Source organism: Veillonella parvula (genome assembly GCF_001553335.1).
Lineage (GTDB): Bacteria > Bacillota > Negativicutes > Veillonellales > Veillonellaceae > Veillonella > Veillonella parvula_S.
Genome location: NZ_KQ960786.1, coordinates 1 through 1339, shown reverse-complemented (window position 1 = coordinate 1339; position 1339 = coordinate 1). Strand labels below are relative to the sequence as shown.

The window sequence follows — 1339 nt, the reverse complement described above, 5'->3', positions numbered from 1 at the left end:
AAAGCTACCCATCAACCAGTACGTAATAGTTTGGATGCCTTCCTTATCGTCCGCTAAATAGACCACAAAACTAGAGAAAGAGCTACATACAGCGCTTAATGCCAAGCCCCCTAAAATCAATTTCACCGAATTTGGTCGGCCACCCAAGTTTGAGATAAACAATACACCGAAGGAAATCGCCATAGCACCAATAAAGGCCATAATGCCGACAAAGTTCTCACCGAACATAACGCCTATTCCGAATAAGATAGCTACCGTAGCGCCAAGGGATGCACCGGACGAAATACCTAAGATATAAGGATCCGCTAGTGGGTTTTTAACGATAGCCTGCATGATAACGCCAGATACGGCAAGGCCTGCCCCAATAATGGCAGCCATCAACAACCGTGGCATACGCAATAACCATATAATGGTCTGCTCTGGACCATTCATAGGATCATCAATAGCCAAAGGGCTAGAAAATTGATCCATTACAATATTAAAAATTTGAGAAAGTGAAAACTGTACTGTACCAACAGAAAGTCCCCATAGAATGGCTACCGCTAGCACCCCTATGAGGACAAATCCGCCAGCAGTATATCCAATACGTTTTAGCATACTGCTCCTTTATTAATGAATTAAATCTGGTACCCCTTCTGGATATAGATTAGGGTACAACCCATGCGATACGATGTCGATACCATCGAATAAACGAATACCAGGACTATATACAGCGAGCAATGGTAAGAAATGAACGCGCTTATTGCGCAATGCATTAACACCTTGTAAACCTGGCTGCGTTAGTACATAGTTCATAATCACATCTGCTTGGCTATATTCACCATCAGATACAATCAAGAATATAACATCTGGATTTTCTTCCACAACATCCTCCATACTAATGGATGGCGTATCTGTATCAATTACATTGGCATGTAAGGAATCCCCTATGTTACCTGCCAATGTCTTATGTCCATATAATCGAAAATGCTTACCTTGCACCTCGGCAAACAATGCCTTTGGTGACTTTTCATGAGCCGTTTGGGCCACTGTATGTGCTACAGATTGTTCCATATCGTGAATCAACTTTTCTGCTTCCATGTTACGGTTAAAGATACGGCCTAAATCACGAATATATTGGTACTCCATATCCATGGTCAGTGCAGACTGCGCCCCTAGAGAAGATTCTGCAATATACACATTCGCATGTCGTGACTGCCAAAATGCAGGTGGTCGTAACCCTTTATTAGTAAAAGTAGATCGCCAACCAACTAGTAAATCAGGCTTCATCATTAATACACTTTCTAAATTGGCGTATTTCAGATCCTTGTATGGGATTTTATCGTACGCTTCACGGTAT

The 1339-nt window shown here is 42.0% G+C and carries 2 protein-coding genes; both read right to left on the bottom strand.

Features of this window, described 5'->3' with window-relative positions; translation table 11 throughout:
• Positions 1-597, bottom strand: a 597-nt coding sequence (locus HMPREF1865_RS03680) for a FecCD family ABC transporter permease (protein WP_155640502.1), incomplete at its 3' end; no start/stop codon positions are given.
• A 12-nt stretch (positions 598-609) separates the two neighbouring features.
• Positions 610-1339: ABC transporter substrate-binding protein (locus HMPREF1865_RS03675; protein WP_060919229.1), on the bottom strand; the 730-nt coding region annotated here is incomplete at its 5' end.